Origin of the sequence: Arthrobacter sp. SAFR-023 (assembly GCF_051965295.1) — a bacterium.
GTDB lineage: Bacteria > Actinomycetota > Actinomycetes > Actinomycetales > Micrococcaceae > Arthrobacter.
In genome coordinates this window covers 25,660-38,605 of the sequence record NZ_JBQCMF010000026.1, presented here as the reverse complement: position 1 = coordinate 38,605, position 12,946 = coordinate 25,660, and the positions used below count along the sequence as shown (strand labels likewise).

At 65.5% G+C, this 12,946-nt stretch carries 18 protein-coding genes; 8 read left to right on the top strand and 10 right to left on the bottom strand.

Annotated features, from left to right (window positions below; all coding sequences use genetic code 11):
- Positions 1 to 221: phage holin family protein (locus ACTHQX_RS20670; protein WP_440159101.1), on the bottom strand; the 221-nt coding region annotated here is incomplete at its 3' end.
- Complete coding sequence (locus ACTHQX_RS20665; RefSeq protein ID WP_236804931.1) at positions 218 to 1,102, bottom strand: hypothetical protein; 885 nt, start codon at positions 1,100 to 1,102, stop codon at positions 218 to 220. The genes ACTHQX_RS20665 and ACTHQX_RS20670, both read right to left, overlap by 4 nt.
- A gap of 140 nt (positions 1,103 to 1,242) precedes the next feature.
- Between ACTHQX_RS20665 and ACTHQX_RS20660 the strand changes: the two genes are divergently transcribed.
- The 3 genes from ACTHQX_RS20660 (at position 1,243) to ACTHQX_RS20650 (ending at position 3,866) form a co-directional block, all read left to right on the top strand.
- Positions 1,243 to 1,515 carry a GlsB/YeaQ/YmgE family stress response membrane protein gene (locus ACTHQX_RS20660; protein WP_236804930.1) on the top strand — a complete coding sequence of 91 codons (273 nt, stop codon included), beginning with the start codon at positions 1,243 to 1,245 and terminating at the stop codon, positions 1,513 to 1,515.
- A 119-nt stretch (positions 1,516 to 1,634) separates the two neighbouring features.
- Positions 1,635 to 2,393, top strand: coding sequence for a GAF and ANTAR domain-containing protein (locus ACTHQX_RS20655; protein WP_440159102.1), 759 nt, complete (start codon positions 1,635 to 1,637; stop codon positions 2,391 to 2,393).
- The gene (locus ACTHQX_RS20650) at positions 2,394 to 3,866 is read left to right on the top strand and encodes a protein adenylyltransferase SelO (protein ID WP_236804928.1); all 1,473 of its coding nucleotides are present in this window, start codon (positions 2,394 to 2,396) and stop codon (positions 3,864 to 3,866) included.
- 4 nt (positions 3,867 to 3,870) lie between these two features.
- On the opposite strand, the gene ACTHQX_RS20645 is transcribed toward ACTHQX_RS20650, so the two are convergent.
- Together ACTHQX_RS20645 and ACTHQX_RS20640 are read right to left on the bottom strand one after the other, a co-directional pair.
- The gene (locus ACTHQX_RS20645; RefSeq protein ID WP_236804927.1) at positions 3,871 to 4,026 is read right to left on the bottom strand and encodes a hypothetical protein; all 156 of its coding nucleotides are present in this window, start codon (positions 4,024 to 4,026) and stop codon (positions 3,871 to 3,873) included.
- 229 nt (positions 4,027 to 4,255) lie between these two features.
- Positions 4,256 to 4,969 carry a GAF and ANTAR domain-containing protein gene (locus ACTHQX_RS20640; RefSeq protein ID WP_236804926.1) on the bottom strand — a complete coding sequence of 238 codons (714 nt, stop codon included), beginning with the start codon at positions 4,967 to 4,969 and terminating at the stop codon, positions 4,256 to 4,258.
- A gap of 288 nt (positions 4,970 to 5,257) precedes the next feature.
- Between ACTHQX_RS20640 and ACTHQX_RS20635 the strand changes: the two genes are divergently transcribed.
- Positions 5,258 to 5,830, top strand: a complete 573-nt coding sequence (locus tag ACTHQX_RS20635; RefSeq protein ID WP_236804925.1) for an ArsR/SmtB family transcription factor — start codon at positions 5,258 to 5,260, stop codon at positions 5,828 to 5,830.
- Positions 5,831 to 6,152: 322 nt separating this feature from the next.
- Here ACTHQX_RS20635 and ACTHQX_RS20630 read toward each other — a convergent pair whose 3' ends face one another.
- The 5 genes from ACTHQX_RS20630 to ACTHQX_RS20610 all read right to left on the bottom strand — a co-directional run bounded on the left by ACTHQX_RS20630 (position 6,153) and on the right by ACTHQX_RS20610 (position 8,853).
- Positions 6,153 to 6,533: a VOC family protein gene (locus tag ACTHQX_RS20630; RefSeq protein ID WP_236804924.1), complete on the bottom strand. Its 381-nt coding sequence runs from the start codon at positions 6,531 to 6,533 to the stop codon at positions 6,153 to 6,155.
- Between the two features lie 320 nt (positions 6,534 to 6,853).
- The gene (locus ACTHQX_RS20625; RefSeq protein WP_236804923.1) at positions 6,854 to 7,273 is read right to left on the bottom strand and encodes a response regulator transcription factor; all 420 of its coding nucleotides are present in this window, start codon (positions 7,271 to 7,273) and stop codon (positions 6,854 to 6,856) included.
- 171 nt (positions 7,274 to 7,444) lie between these two features.
- Positions 7,445 to 7,873, bottom strand: coding sequence for a hypothetical protein (locus ACTHQX_RS20620; RefSeq protein WP_236804922.1), 429 nt, complete (start codon positions 7,871 to 7,873; stop codon positions 7,445 to 7,447).
- A 2-nt stretch (positions 7,874 to 7,875) separates the two neighbouring features.
- Positions 7,876 to 8,133 carry a hypothetical protein gene (locus tag ACTHQX_RS20615; RefSeq protein WP_236804921.1) on the bottom strand — a complete coding sequence of 86 codons (258 nt, stop codon included), beginning with the start codon at positions 8,131 to 8,133 and terminating at the stop codon, positions 7,876 to 7,878.
- Positions 8,134 to 8,661: 528 nt separating this feature from the next.
- Complete coding sequence (locus ACTHQX_RS20610; protein ID WP_236804920.1) at positions 8,662 to 8,853, bottom strand: hypothetical protein; 192 nt, start codon at positions 8,851 to 8,853, stop codon at positions 8,662 to 8,664.
- 93 nt (positions 8,854 to 8,946) lie between these two features.
- Between ACTHQX_RS20610 and ACTHQX_RS20605 the strand changes: the two genes are divergently transcribed.
- From ACTHQX_RS20605 to ACTHQX_RS20595, 3 genes are all read left to right on the top strand, one after another.
- Entirely contained in the window at positions 8,947 to 9,207 is a 261-nt protein-coding gene (locus ACTHQX_RS20605; protein ID WP_440174657.1) for a hypothetical protein, read from the top strand.
- 185 nt (positions 9,208 to 9,392) lie between these two features.
- Entirely contained in the window at positions 9,393 to 9,761 is a 369-nt protein-coding gene (locus tag ACTHQX_RS20600; RefSeq protein WP_236804918.1) for a VOC family protein, read from the top strand.
- 31 nt (positions 9,762 to 9,792) lie between these two features.
- Positions 9,793 to 10,203, top strand: coding sequence for a VOC family protein (locus ACTHQX_RS20595; RefSeq protein WP_236804917.1), 411 nt, complete (start codon positions 9,793 to 9,795; stop codon positions 10,201 to 10,203).
- A gap of 107 nt (positions 10,204 to 10,310) precedes the next feature.
- Here ACTHQX_RS20595 and ACTHQX_RS20590 read toward each other — a convergent pair whose 3' ends face one another.
- Complete coding sequence (locus tag ACTHQX_RS20590; protein WP_236804916.1) at positions 10,311 to 11,777, bottom strand: sugar porter family MFS transporter; 1,467 nt, start codon at positions 11,775 to 11,777, stop codon at positions 10,311 to 10,313.
- Between the two features lie 139 nt (positions 11,778 to 11,916).
- Here ACTHQX_RS20590 and ACTHQX_RS20585 point away from each other — a divergent pair, with 139 nt between their 5' ends.
- Positions 11,917 to 12,924 carry a LacI family DNA-binding transcriptional regulator gene (locus ACTHQX_RS20585; protein ID WP_440159104.1) on the top strand — a complete coding sequence of 336 codons (1,008 nt, stop codon included), beginning with the start codon at positions 11,917 to 11,919 and terminating at the stop codon, positions 12,922 to 12,924.
- Positions 12,925 to 12,946: the final 22 nt, after the last annotated feature.

Below are 12,946 nucleotides of genomic sequence, written 5' to 3'. Positions count from 1 at the left end.
AGGAGCACGAAGTGCCCGGCGACGCCGGCGCCGGCGAGCATGCCGCCGCCCTTGCCGGCGCGGGTGCCGGACTGTTTCAGTTCGGCTTTGGCGAGTTCGATTTCCTGCCGCATAAGGGTGGACAGGTCCCGGGTGACATCGCCCAGGAGGTCACCAAGGGAGGTGGTATCGGCCTTCGCGTGCGCAGCCGTCTGCGGGGTATCGGGTATCTGGCTGCTCACAGGGGACGCCCCCCACCCTCGGTATACGGGTCCTCGGGATCGCGCAGCGGAACCCCTGCCGAACCGGGTGCGTCAAAGCCGGGGCGGGCGGGTTCGCCGTATACGGTCTCTGCGTAGGTGGTGGGGGTTGCCTGCGGTGCGTCGTAGAGGGGCGCACCGGGAACAGCGCTCAGGGTGCTTTCGGTGACCGGCGGCTGGGCGGGGTACTGCGGAACTGTGGCTGTGTATCCGGCGCCAGCTGCGGTTCCCGTCTCGGGGGCGCCTGCCTGCAGGCTGCGGCCCAGGCGTCCGGCGAGCATGCCCGCGCCTGCCGCGAGGAGCAGGAAGGTGCCGGGGCGCTGGCGGGCGAAGGACTTCACTTCGTCCAGCAGTGAGCCCGGGTCGCGGTTGTCCAGCCAGGACGCGACCGACTCGGAGCGGTCCGCGGCCTGCCGGATCAGGTCCGAGGCCACGCCCTGCTGGTCAGGCGCGTCGGCCATGGTGCGCAGCTGCGAGGAGATGGTGCGGATACCTTCGGCGGCCTTCGTCTGCTGGGTGCCGGCCTGGCTGGTCAGGTCCGACTTCGCCTGGTGCAGCAGGTCCTTGGCGCTGTTCTTGGCTTCGTACGCGACGTTCTTCGCCTCGGTCTTGGCCGTCTCGGCGACGTTCTGGGCAGCGCCGGCGGCCTGGCCTGCCACATTGGCGGCCTCTTCCTTCGCCACGTCCTTCTTCGAAGTGTCGTCCTGGTAGCCGGTGGTGCCTGTTCCGGCCGTACCCGGGTACTCAGTGGTCTCTGGGTATCCGGTAGTGCCCGCTCCGGTGCCGAATCCAGTGGTTTCCGCGCCGGTGGTGTCCGGGTAGCCTGTTGCGCCCGGGCCGGTGCCGTATGGGTTCTCGGTCATCATTGCTCTCTTTCCTTTGAGGGTTAGCTGCTGCTGATGAACCAGCACTCCGTAATAGTAAGCATGGTTACCATCGAATAGTAAGTAGACTTCCTACATCAGTCCAAAATTGTTGGATACCAGCAGAAAGGCTGTTGACCATGATTGGATTCATCATCGCCGGGCTCGTTATCGGAGCCCTTGCCCGACTCATCAAGCCCGGCAGGCAGAACCTGGGCATTGTTGCAACGCTGCTCCTGGGTCTGGCCGGTTCCGTCATTGGCGGGGCCGTTGCCAGCCTGCTCGGTACCGGCGACATCTTCGAACTGAATGTCCTCGGGTTCATCGTCGCCGTCATCGCCGCCGTCGCTTTGATCGGTGTGGCAGAGTCCATGACGGGGCGCCGTCGTCGGACGCCGACGCGCCGGTTCTGAGCGGACTGTCCAGACCCCGCGGGTCCTGATCGGATGTAATCTGGCAATGGAAGCCGGAAGAATCGCCCTTCTTAGAAACAGGGTTTCCAGGCAGGGGAGGAGTTCCGGGAGCTTGTCGAATGGAGGCTATTGTGGTCACCGAGGCACCCAGGCAGGACCGGGCGGACGTTGCCGGACGGCTTCAGGAACTGGTTCTGGAAAGTGTTGACGTCGGAGAGTTCCTGAACGAGCTGGCCCGTTTCTCCGGAGCCTACTTCTCTGCTTCCGGTAATGACGTGGTATGCGCGTTCACGCTGATGCGAAAGAAGAAGTCGGCCACGGTCGCCAGCAGTGATGCCCGCGCGCGGATGCTGGACGAGATCCAGCTCCAGTTCGGGGAGGGGCCCTGTCTGGCGGCCATGCAGGCGCTGCTGACAATGCATGTCCCGGACGCGGCTGACGAATCCCGCTGGACTGACTACATTGCGGCAGTCGCGCGGCACGGCGTGGGATCCATCCTCGCCGTCCCGTTGGAACTGGAAGGCGAAACTCGCGCGGCGTTGAACCTCTTTTCGACGCGGCCGCACGGATTCTCCGGGCCGGACATCGACGGCGCGGAGGACTTCGCCCGCCAGGCTTCCACGACTCTCAAGCTTGCCCTTCGCATAGCGCGCCTAACCGATGCCCGGAACGATCTCACGGCCGCGATGCAGTCACGCACCACCATTGACATCGCCACGGGTGTGGTTATGGCCCAGAACAGATGCAGTCAGGAAGCGGCCCTGCGGATTCTGAAGACAGCCTCAAGTCTAAGGAACACTAAACTGCGGGATATCGCCGCGTCCATCACCGCCTCCGTCTCTGGGCATGCCACCGTATCCACCCACTTTGAGGAATGAATGAAAGCAGCCCCATCAACCGTCACCTTTGAAAGCCGCTTCGCCACGGAGCTCGCCGAAATGGCCATTCCTTGGAAGGCGGAGGAGGTCCCTGCCCCGCAGTTGCTGGTGCTGAACGAGCCGCTGGCCGCCGAGTTGGGCTTTGATCCGGCCTTCCTGAGGAGCCCGGAAGGCCTTCCGCTGCTGATCGGCAATGCAGTGCCCGACGGCGCCACTCCAGTTGCGCAGGCCTACTCCGGCCACCAGTTCGGCTGGTTTGCGCCGAGGCTGGGTGACGGCCGCGCCCTCCTGCTCGGTGAGGTTTCCGACGCCGCAGGCCGCCTCCGCGACATCCACCTGAAAGGCTCTGGCCGTACGCCGTTCGCGCGCGGCGGTGACGGCTTTGCTGTCGTGGGGCCAATGCTGCGTGAATACATCGTCAGCGAGGCGATGCACGCCCTGGGCATCCCCACCACCCGCTCCCTCGCCGTCGTAGCCACCGCGCGTTCCGTCCAGCGGGAGACTGAGTTGCCGGGGGCCGTGCTCACGCGAGTGGCCAGCAGCCATCTGCGCGTGGGCAGTTTCCAGTACGCCAGGGTCGCCGGCGACGAGGGGCTCCTGCGCCGCCTTGCCGACCATGCGATCGCCCGCCACTATCCCGGTGCGGCCGAAGCGGAGAACACCTATCTTGCCCTGTTCGACGCGGTGATCGGCGCCCAGGCTTCGCTGGTGGCCCAATGGATGCTGGTGGGCTTCATCCACGGCGTCATGAACACGGACAACATGGCCATCTCGGGTGAGACCATCGACTACGGTCCATGCGCCTTCATGGACGCGTTCGACCCCGCCACCGTCTACAGTTCGATCGACGAGAACGGGCGTTACGCCTACGCTAACCAGCCGCTGATAGCGGAATGGAACCTGACGCGCCTGGCCGAGGCGTTGCTTCCGCTGTTTGACGACGACGAGGACCGTGCCGTCGCGCTGGCCACCGAGTCGCTGGGCGCCTTCCGGCCACAGTACAGCGCGGCCTGGCTCGCAGGCATGAAGGCCAAGCTCGGGCTGGAAGAAGGTACCGGCGACGACGTGGCATCGCCCCTGATTGACGAACTGCTCGCACTGCTCCAAAAGGAAAGCGCCGACTACACCTCGTTCTTCCGGCGTCTTGGAAAGGCAGCCCGCAGCGGGGGCGAGCCGGTGCGGACCGTGTTCCCGGAACCGTTGGGTGAATCGGAAGCTTTCGCTGCCTGGATCCGACGCTGGCGGGCACTGAACCCGGACGCGGACATGATGGACCGGGTCAACCCGGTGTATGTGCCCCGCAACCACCTCGTTGAGGAGGCACTTGACGCTGCAACCGATGGCGACCTCGGGCCGCTCCGGATGTTGCTGGAAGCGGTGACGGACCCCTATCGGGAACGTCCCGGCGTCGAACGTTACGCACTGGCAGCGCCGGAAAGCTTCGGCCCTTACCGGACCTTCTGCGGAACCTGAGGGGCTAGCTGGCGCCGGGGTGGACGAGGGTGTCCGGGTCCAGCTGGTTGGCCGGGGCGTCGGACAGGCCCTGCGGCGTGAGGTCCAGGTCTTCCAAAGCGGCCATGGCTGCGATCGGGGCGGCGTTCAACCCGGTGCCCGGGGCGATGTTGTTAGTCATGGTTCTCTGTCTCCTGAAGTAAGCGGGACGTGCATTGTGTGCTGACTGGCTATTTTCCTTGGAATTGCCCTGCGCGCCAAAATTGCGCAGGGGAGAAAAATGCTGTAGCCGCAGCAGGCCGGGGCGGCGCCGAACCTCCGGAACTGGGGTAATGGCCGACGGCGGCACTCCATTCGCGGGCCGTTGCGCCGGCGGGCAGCCGATTAGAAGGCACATAGGTGACGGCCGGTTACAGCTCGGCGCCGTCGATGATGTCCCGGGCGAGCTGGTGCAGTGGTTCGTTCCGCCGGCGGGACGCGCTAATGAGGGTGGCCAGGGCCTGGTCGCGGTTGATGTGGTGCCGCTCCATGACGATGCCGCTGGCCACTCCGACGGCATCGCGGGCGCCAAGGGCGCCGATGAGCCCGTCGCTCAGGCGCTGCGCGGCGTCACGGGCCTGGGTGTTGGCAAGCATCAGCGCAGCCGGACGGGCCAGGAGTTCGAGCAGGCGGATGGCCCTGGAGTCGAGCCCGTCGGGAACAGGGGAGTACACCTTCAGCGCCCCGATCGCGCCTTCCGGGGTGGACAGCGGGGTGCTGATCACGGAGCGCAACGGCAGGCCGGCGATGGCGCGGCTCCAGGCGGGCCAGCGGTGGTCAGTCCGGGCGTCCCCGACTGTGACGGTCGCCTGCTGGGCCCATGCCGTCAGGCAGGGCCCCTGCCTGAGGTCGTACTGCAGCTGGTCAGCCTGCACAATGGCGGGATCGGTGGAGGCCGTGCTGGTGCGGCGCCCGCGGGTGTCCATCAGGCTGACACCCGCCCCGAGGGCTCCGGGGATCGCTTCCTTCAGGGCCTGCGCCAGCGCCGAGACCGCTTCGTCGACGGTTTCGTGGGTCAGCAGCAGGTCCGCGATCCTGGCGGTGAGTGCCGCCAGTTCGTCGGCGAGAGGCAGGTTGGCCTGCATCAGGGCCTGGCAAGAGTGGCTGCCGCAACAGGCACGGGCATCGGTTCCTTTGCTGATGGATTCGCGGAGCGCCGTCCCAAGGTGAGGCGGACTGCCGCGTCAGAAAATTCTCTAGGACAATTATTTCACGATACGCGCCCGCCGCGTGTGGTAGCGGCCCCTGAATGGTTAACGAATTCCTGCAGAGAAGAGACGGGCCGGAAAATGCCGACTTGATAACGTCAGCAAGGTTTCTTTGAGGGGATAATCGGTTAATAAAAGGTGTGTTTCTGTCGGATTGGGGCAGCAGTGACGGAACGTGCAGAATTTGGGGAGCGGGCCGCGGCCGCTGAAGCGGAACTGTTCAAGCTGCTGGGGCATCCCGCCCGCGTCAGGGTGCTAAGCGTGCTGGCCTCGGGTCCTGCCAGCGTGGCTGACCTGTGTTCTGCCACAGGGCTTAGACCATCGCATCTGGCCGGTCAACTCGCGCAGTTGCGCGCGCAACACCTCGTGGCTGGACGCCGGGACGACGGAAAGCTGCAGTACGCCCTGTCCGTTCCCGAAATCGCTGAGCTGATTTCCGCTGCCGATGCAGTGCTGAATGCCCGGGCGGTCGCCGCTGTCAATGGTTTCGCCGGCAGCGGCGCCTCCGGCTTGGGCCCCGGGCTTACAGAAGCTGTCCTGACGGACGAGTCGGCGGCGGTCCTGGAAGAGTCTCTCGAAAGGCGCGCCCTGATCACCGATGCGGTCCGGTCCGTAAGTGCGCGAACCGGTCGCAGTTCCGAACAGGCCCTGCTCGGACTCCTGGCCCAGGCCCGTGAACGCAGCCTCACGCTCGCCGAGGTTTCCAGCGAAGCCGTTGCGGAGCGCGGAAAAGGGTGACCGAGGCCTCCGTACTTACTCGGGGTGGTCGGTCGAGCCGGCAAGCGCCGCGTAGGGGAGTTTGCGCACAAAAGGTTTGCGTCCTTGACGCAGGCCCCCCGGCTGGACGAGACTCGTTGTTGAGGAATTGATGAATTCATAGTTTCCTCAACCTCTCCATTGGGGGCCCTCTGCTCCGCCAAGGCGCAGAGGGACCGGAGCGTCGCGGGGCAGGTGCACATGGACCCACCGCCAGGGGGCCGCGGAATAGACGGAAGGGGTCGGAACAGCGCAGTTCCGTCCCCCTTCCGGTTCCCGCCGGGCTATGCTCGCGGCAGGCAAACTAGGGGAGTTCGAAGAGGCTCAATATATTGCCTTCGCTGTCCAGGAACCATGCGGCCTTACCAGAGTCCGACGTGGCAATGCCGTTTTCCGTCTTCACCCCGGGCATGTCGTACTCTTCGAAAACGACGCCGCGGCTCCGCAACTCCTGAACGTCCCGCTCGACGTCGTCCGTTACCCAGCCCATCTGCGTGTTCTTGGCGCTGCCGGCGTTCTCAGTTTTGTAAATCAGGAACCTGGTCCCGTTGCCGCAGCGGTACATGACGTCGTCGTCGCCCGCCGCGTCAATGGGCTCAAGCCCTAACTTGTCGCGGTAGAACTCTTTCGCACGGCTCACATCCTTCGCCGGAAGGACAGCGGCTATATCCAAATCCTTGAGCATGACAGTTCTCTCCTCATTGCACTGACGGCGATGGTTTCTCCTGCTCGGTGCCGAGAATGGACTGGCCGTCCGTCCCCGGGCCGCGTCGCCGCCCCTTTCGCCGACAGCCGGGGCGGCCACCCGGGGCTCTGCGGCGCCTCGCCGGCATCGCCGGGCGCTTCGGTCCCCGAAGTGTATGGGGACATTATGGGGCCGAAGTGCCACCTGCGGATATAGGCCGCGGAGACAGGAAAGCACGACGCCGGCCGGACGGCTGCCGCTGTCGTGTGGCGGTCAGGAGCGGGTCCGGTCAGGCCGTGAGCCTACGGTCAGTCGCGCGGCTACAGGCCGTGCGCCGTCAGCGGACCCACGGGACAAAGCCGGTTGACCATCTCCGTGAGCTGCCGGGGGCGGAACGGTTTGACCAGGTAGGCCGCGGCTCCCGACGCCATGCCGGCCATCTCGTCGTCGAACTCCGCCCGTGCCGTGATGAACAGCAGGGGCGCCTCGGAGCGCGCCCGGATGTGCTGCGCCACCTCCAGGCCGTCGATGTCCGGGAGATTCAGATCGACCGTAACCAGGACGGGATGGTGTTCCCATGCCGCGGCGACCCCATCAACGCCGTTGCTGACTGCATGAACGTCAAAACCGAGCCGCGCCACTATCAGCGCAACAAGATCGCGAATATCCCGGTCATCCTCGATGACCAGGCAAAGCCCCCGTGAACCCAACGTGCCCCCCGGCCTGTAGTAGGTGTGCATAGTGTAGGGCGGAAACCTCAAGAAGGAACGGCCCAGGCACGAAAAAGCCCCGCACCAGTTGTGAAGGCGGTGCGGGGCTTTCCGGGGACTACCATCCGCATGGGGGAATAGGATGGGGCCCCACCCAAAGTTACCCAGGGGTAGGTTTGTCCTTCAAATGTACGATCCCGCTTACTCGGGCAGTTCCATCTGAAAACCGCAGGTACATCTGAGCACACGGGTGGACAGGTAGACATCCAGGGTGTCGTCGGCTGCGTCTTCGGTGGACAGCGGAGCTGACAGCCTGCGGAGCTCGGACCCTGCCCTGTCCATCGGCTGTCCGCAGTGCATGTAGTGTCCGCCGAAGATCAGCACGTCGCCCTTCTGTTCCCGCCGGCCCAGGACCGCTGACAAGTCGGCAACGTTGGCGGGATGTTCACTGAAGCGGCGGCACCGGCCGCAGGTGTAGGCCACCATGACGACGTCGCTGGGACAGTTCGGGAGATCCGTCACCGATCTAATGGTGAGATGGCGGTCGGTGCCGCAGAATGCGCACATCACGGGCAGGACGCGGGCCCGTCCGGCGCCGTCGGAGCGGAAGCCGGGCGATCTGAGCGACATGCTCAGCCTGCGTACGGGTAGCTGGCGAGGATGTAGTCGGCGGCGGCCCGCCCCTTCATCTTCCGCCTGGTGCCTCGGAGGTTGACACGGCACCGCCGCATGCCTGCACGGAAGGACGAGTCGGTCTTGGGTGTTATTCCTTGAATCAGGCACCAGCTTGTGTAGAGCCCGTAAAGGCAGTCCGCGTCCAGCGGGCTGTCGGTGTCGGGAGCAGGGGAGGTGGCGTCTTGAAGAAACTGCTGGAAATGCGAGGTGGCCATGACAGGCTCTTTCCTCAGGTGCGGGATGGCCGCCATGAGGCTATAGCGGCGTCACCTCCGGGCGGTGCACAACGCCGGAGGGGGTTCCTGCGGAGAGTTCGCAGGGTTCCTCTATCGAAGCTACCCTGCAGTAGCTGGTTTGTATATAGGAATTAGCCAGCGTACTGCGCGTCTTCGATCCTGCAAGCCCCATTGCCCATAGGTACAGCACCTGGGCCTCCATCTCGTTGTGGGGCCGGCGGCGGGCTGGGGAGGCAGCCAGGTCCCGGAGGGTGGACCAGGGGCCACCGCCGCCGGCCCTGCATAAAGGATGCGGCTTCGTCCTTGGAAGAACTTTGGAGTTCCTTGGAGCGGTACGGGGGACCGGGCCATCTGCCGCGGAATCTTCCAAGGTGCCCCAGCTATTTCGCCATGTCAGCGGGCAATACTGGCTGTGTCCTGAAGGAACGGAAACCCAGCCCCGAACCGTCAGAACTGCCGGGTCCGGACGCACCCCCCTCGCGAACCGGGCCCGGCACAACCTGAACTTCATGGCCGCCAGCTGTAGGGATTGCTGTTGGACCTGCCGGCTCGGTGCGCATCGTACCCCTGCCGCCAAGCCTCCTCGACGGCAGTGACCAATTCTGCCAGGAGCGGATAGTAGGGGTGGTCCGGACCGATGAAAAGCATCTCCTCGCGCGCCTTCTCAATTGCCTCGCGGACAGCGTTGCCGTTGGCCATGAGGCATGGTCCCACGCGTGCGGGCCGCGCACCACAGCTGGGCTGCCGGCGGGTTCAGGGGCGTGTCACGTGGGCCACGTTCATGGACTGCTCATGAGCAGCTGGTTCTATTGGTGCATGGACGCGAACGCTGGCAATGATCACGACGCCGACCTCCCGGCAGCCTGGGGGACGCTGACTCCGGGGGCCGAGACGGAGATCCGCAACGCTGCCCGTGCCGGCGCTGCCGGCCGCCCGCCCCTTGACGGTTCAGTCGTGTTCGCCTGGATTGACGGGCAGTCTTCACGACGGGTGCACTTCGCAGGAGATCCGCTGGTCGTCCTGCCGGAGCTGGAACACACCGAGGCTTTTTAGCCCGGCATTCACAGAGCACGGCGCTCCACGGCGCCGCCCAAGGCCGTGCCCTTGAATTTGCGACGGGGGCGGGTATTTGTGGGTGAGCTCTGGAATAGTGCTGTTTGGGGGGCAGGGTACGCCCGCCCGCAGCTACTATCGGTGGAATTTCACGGGCCGGAGGGTTCCGGAGACTGGAGCAGCACATGCAACTCGGCGCTTTCTCACTCAGCTTGGCCGTCAAGGACATCGCGGCCTCCGCGGCGTTCTACGAGAAGCTGGGATTCACCAGGTCCGGGGGCGAAATTGACCAGAACTGGCTGATCCTGCGGAACGGGCAGACCGTCCTCGGACTCTTCCAGGGCATGTTCGAGAAGAACTCCCTGACCTTCAATCCGGGCTGGAGCCAGGACGCGCAGCAGCTCGACTCATTCACCGACGTGCGGGATCTTCAACGCCAGCTGAAGGATCAGGGCATTCCCTTCGTTGCCGAGGCCGGCGACGGAACCGGGCCGGGCAGCTTCATCGTGGTGGACCCCGACGGGAACCCGGTCATCGTGGATCAGCACGTCTGATCCGGGCGTCCATTCGCAAAGGAGAAGGGAAATGTCCAGCAACCCTGAGGACTTCAACAGCACTAAGGACTTTGTCAGCGTCCGGTACATGGTGGACGACGTCGACGCCGCCGTCGGCTTCTACACGAAGCACCTCGGATTCACCGTTCGAATGAACGCGGCACCGGCTTTTGCCGACGTCGCCCGCGGCCAGCTGCGTCTGCTGCTGAGCGGGCCCACCAGCTCGGCGGGCCGGCCAATGCCCGACGGTGCGGTCCCGGCACCGGGCGGATGGAACCGGATCCACCTGGTCGTGAGCGATATTGCCGCCGAGGTGGACAGGCTGCGGGCCGCGGGCGTTCCGTTCCGGAACGACATTGTCAGGGGACCGGGCGGCCAGCAGATCCTGCTGGAGGATCCGGCCGGCAATGTCGTCGAGCTGTTCCAGCCAGCCGCCACGTAAACGCCCAACTGACTCGCAGTTGTTGTCGTTTTGGGGGCTCAAAACGACAATAACTGCGAGTCAGTTGAGGGGCGGCTAGCGCGCCGGACGACGCAGCACGAGGGCTGTTAGTGCGCCGCCGTCGCCGGGGTCTTGTGCACCAGGTAGATGGCGCCGGTGGTGACGTCCTCCTCGAGTGCTTCGAGGGTGCGGCCGCGGGTTTCGGGCACCTGGGTGTAGATAAAGATCAAGGCCAGGATGCCCACCACGCCGAACATGAAGAACGTTCCGGTGATGCCGACTGATGCCACCAGAGTGGGGAAAAACAGGCCCAGCAACGCGTTGGCGATCCACAGGCAGAAGATGGAGACGCCGATCGCGAAGCCGCGGATGTGCAGCGGGAAGATCTCCGAGAGCATCACCCAGACGGCGATGTTGAGGAACGTCTGCATGGAGCCGACGAAGGCAACCACCAGGAAGAGGATCACGAAGGGCCGGGCCGGGTTGCCAACGGGCAGCGCGATGGAGGCGATGCCGATGAGGAAGTGGCAGATGGTGGTCAGCGTGAAGCCGAGGAGCAGGGTGGTGCGGCGGTTGACCCGCTGCATCATGGTCAGGGCGATGACGCCACCGACGACGGCAATGACGCCGGGAGCGATGTTGGCAATGAGGGCGGCGCCGGAGTCGAAGCCGGCTTCAACCAGCACGGACTGGCCGTAGTACATGATCGAGTTGATGCCGGTCAGCTGCTGGGCCACGCCGAGGCCGATGCCGACAAGCAGGATGCGCAGGATCCACTTGTTCTTCAGTGCGCTCCAGCCGGAGAGGTTCATTTCCTTTTCCTCGTCGGCGAGGTGCTTGACGTCGGCCATCTCTGCTTCGGCGCGGTCGGACGAGCGGATGGTCTTGAGCACGGCCAGGGCGTCCTGGTTACGGCCCTGGGAGATGAGCCAGCGGGGGGATTCGGGCATCCGGAGCATGCCGAGGAACAGGGCAACTGCCGGCACCGCGGCCACGGCGAGCATGATGCGCCAGACACCGCCGAATTCGCTCCAGAGGTTGCCGATGATGGCGTTGACGACGAATGCGGCGAGCTGGCCGATGACGATCATGAGTTCGTTGCGGCCGGCAAGCGAGCCGCGGATCTCATACGGGGCCAGTTCCGCCAGATACACCGGAACCACTGAGGAGGCGCCGCCGACGGCGAGGCCGAGGATGACGCGGCCGATGACCATGACCTCGAAGTTCGGCGCGAACACGCAGGACAGGGCGCCGACGAGGAACAGGATGGCCAGCAGGATGATGGTCTTCCGGCGGCCCCAGCTGTCGGAGAGCCGGCCGCCGCCGATGGCGCCGGCGGCGGCGCCGAACAGCAGGGAGCTGGTCACGATGCCCTCGGTGATCGGGGTGAGGCCGAGATCGGCGGTCATGGGCCGGAGTGCGCCGTTGATGACACCCGTGTCGTAGCCGAACAGCAGGCCGCCGAAGGTCGCCACCGTGGCGACCATGCCGAGGCGCTTGCGGTGCGGGCCGTTGGTGAGCGGCGGCAGCGAGGGCGTATGCGCGCCGTCGCGCTGGGCTTGGGTTGCAGACATAAGGACTCCCTTGTCTCAAGTTTGCGCGGGACATGTGCCCGCTGTCACATCCCAGACTAACGCGCGAAAGGCTTAAATGTAAGGTCAAACTTACAAATTGCTGAAATTTAGGTATTTCCCGCCGTGGGAGGATGGCCGTATGAGCATCCAGCGGCAGCACCGGCCAGCCACGCAGGCTGATGTCGCGCGGGAAGTCGGAGTCTCCCGCACGCTGGTCTCCTTCGCCTTCCGCGACGCTGCCGGCGTCAGCCCGGACACCAGGCAGGCGATCTTCGACGCCGCCAAGCGGCTGGGATACCGGCACAATGCGGCAGCCGCCGCACTGGCCAGCAAGTCCCGGACCGCCGTCGGGCTTTACCTCCTTGACCTCCGGAACGAGGTGTACTCCGACGTCCTCAACGGCGTGCGGCTGGCGCTGCCGCAGGCAGGCAACCGGCTCATCCTCAGCGTCTCCCGCTCCATCGGCGGCGTGGACCAGGGGGCGATGGACTCACTCATCGAGGCGCGGGTGGGGATCATCATCGCCGCGGCGCTGCTGGATCCCGACGAGCGGGTCCGGGAACTGGCGCAGATCATCCCGGTGGTGAGTGTCACCCGCCGCGTGGAGGGCGTGGACAGCGTGTACCCTGACGACCGCGCCGGGGCGAGGGCCGCCGTCGAACACCTCCTCGGGCTGGGGCACACGCGGATCGCGCACATGGCCGGGCCGCCCTTTGACGGCCATACCGTCCGCCGGGAAACCTACGAGCAGATGATTCGGGACGCCGGCCTGGCCCCGCAGACCGTGGCGGCCGATGACTTCACGCAGGAGGCTGCGGAGCGTGCAGCGGCGGAGCTGCTGGCCGGCCCGGACCGGCCAACGGCAGTGTTCACGCACAACGACCAGTTCGCGCTGGGTGTCCGCGAGGCCGCGTATGCGATGGGGCTGGCGATCCCCGGGGACCTGTCGCTCGTGGGCTACGACGATTCACGGACGGCCCGGCTGCGCGGGATCGACCTGACCTCGGTGGACCTGCATGCAGTGGAGCTGGGAACAACTGCCGGACGTGTGGCCCTCGAGCGGCTCAAGGATCCCGGTGCGCCCATCGCCGATGTGACCAGCACGCCCCGGCTGGTGGTCCGCAACTCGACGGCTCCCCTTCGCTAGTTCCTATGGAGTTTTCCGCTCC

Excerpts from the sequence above, each read along its gene's own strand:
- ACTHQX_RS20665 (WP_236804931.1), bottom strand. The coding sequence starts at position 1,102 with ATGACCGAGAACCCATACGGCACCGGCCCGGGCGCAACAGGCTACCCG.
- ACTHQX_RS20660 (WP_236804930.1), top strand. The coding sequence starts at position 1,243 with ATGATTGGATTCATCATCGCCGGGCTCGTTATCGGAGCCCTTGCCCGA.
- ACTHQX_RS20655 (WP_440159102.1), top strand. The coding sequence starts at position 1,635 with ATGGAGGCTATTGTGGTCACCGAGGCACCCAGGCAGGACCGGGCGGAC.
- ACTHQX_RS20650 (WP_236804928.1), top strand. The coding sequence starts at position 2,394 with ATGAAAGCAGCCCCATCAACCGTCACCTTTGAAAGCCGCTTCGCCACG.
- ACTHQX_RS20645 (WP_236804927.1), bottom strand. The coding sequence starts at position 4,026 with ATGACTAACAACATCGCCCCGGGCACCGGGTTGAACGCCGCCCCGATC.
- ACTHQX_RS20640 (WP_236804926.1), bottom strand. The coding sequence starts at position 4,969 with ATGCAGGCCAACCTGCCTCTCGCCGACGAACTGGCGGCACTCACCGCC.
- ACTHQX_RS20630 (WP_236804924.1), bottom strand. The coding sequence starts at position 6,533 with ATGCTCAAGGATTTGGATATAGCCGCTGTCCTTCCGGCGAAGGATGTG.
- ACTHQX_RS20625 (WP_236804923.1), bottom strand. The coding sequence starts at position 7,273 with ATGCACACCTACTACAGGCCGGGGGGCACGTTGGGTTCACGGGGGCTT.
- ACTHQX_RS20620 (WP_236804922.1), bottom strand. The coding sequence starts at position 7,873 with ATGTCGCTCAGATCGCCCGGCTTCCGCTCCGACGGCGCCGGACGGGCC.
- ACTHQX_RS20615 (WP_236804921.1), bottom strand. The coding sequence starts at position 8,133 with ATGGCCACCTCGCATTTCCAGCAGTTTCTTCAAGACGCCACCTCCCCT.
- ACTHQX_RS20610 (WP_236804920.1), bottom strand. The coding sequence starts at position 8,853 with ATGGCCAACGGCAACGCTGTCCGCGAGGCAATTGAGAAGGCGCGCGAG.
- ACTHQX_RS20605 (WP_440174657.1), top strand. The coding sequence starts at position 8,947 with ATGAGCAGCTGGTTCTATTGGTGCATGGACGCGAACGCTGGCAATGAT.
- ACTHQX_RS20600 (WP_236804918.1), top strand. The coding sequence starts at position 9,393 with ATGCAACTCGGCGCTTTCTCACTCAGCTTGGCCGTCAAGGACATCGCG.
- ACTHQX_RS20595 (WP_236804917.1), top strand. The coding sequence starts at position 9,793 with ATGTCCAGCAACCCTGAGGACTTCAACAGCACTAAGGACTTTGTCAGC.
- ACTHQX_RS20590 (WP_236804916.1), bottom strand. The coding sequence starts at position 11,777 with ATGTCTGCAACCCAAGCCCAGCGCGACGGCGCGCATACGCCCTCGCTG.
- ACTHQX_RS20585 (WP_440159104.1), top strand. The coding sequence starts at position 11,917 with ATGAGCATCCAGCGGCAGCACCGGCCAGCCACGCAGGCTGATGTCGCG.